1 protein-coding gene is annotated in these 559 nt (G+C 56.9%); it reads right to left on the reverse strand.

Annotation, left to right across the window (positions count from 1 at the left end; genetic code table 11):
• The coding region (locus ACP7D4_RS28235; RefSeq protein WP_426212759.1) for a transposase at window positions 1–559 on the reverse strand (559 nt) is incomplete at both ends.

The following is a 559-nucleotide window of genomic DNA, read 5'->3' on the forward strand; positions in this document are numbered from 1 at the left end:
GTCCTGTGTTTGCACCTGTGCCCAAAGATCGCAGGCACGAAGCCTTGTTGGCTCAGCCATCGCAAGCAGCTTGACGTTGCAGGAGAAACCGAAGATGAAGTCAATGTTCGGCATGCTGTCAATCAGGCGCATTAATTCGGGGCCGCTGAAGTGTCCGTCGCCACGGACCAGGATGTGAGTATCGGGGAAATGGTAGCGAATCAGTTTCAAAACACGGCGCATGATCATGGCGTTTTCTTCGCCGAACGGCCTTTTTCCTGGACGCAGAACGGCGGCGACTAAGCCGCCGGACTTGCCATCAAAAATCATCAGCGGCAGATAGCAGGTCGACCGATAGTGGTGGTTGTAGAACGCCAGCGGCTGCTGGCCATAGCACGCATCCTCGGAGTGATCCAGGTCGAGCACCAAGCTCTTTGGGGGACTGGAATAGCCGGCAATAAACTGTTCCATGAGTGCTTGACTGACGCGGTAAATATCTCGGCGTCTGGCGGCATGTTCGAAACGCGAGATCGTCGCTCCCGACGCCAGCGTTGCCTCGTCGTCGAACGGAAGGCGCGCC

The sequence above is a fragment of the Massilia sp. TWP1-3-3 genome, from assembly GCF_049897805.1.
Lineage (GTDB): Bacteria > Pseudomonadota > Gammaproteobacteria > Burkholderiales > Burkholderiaceae_D > Telluria_A.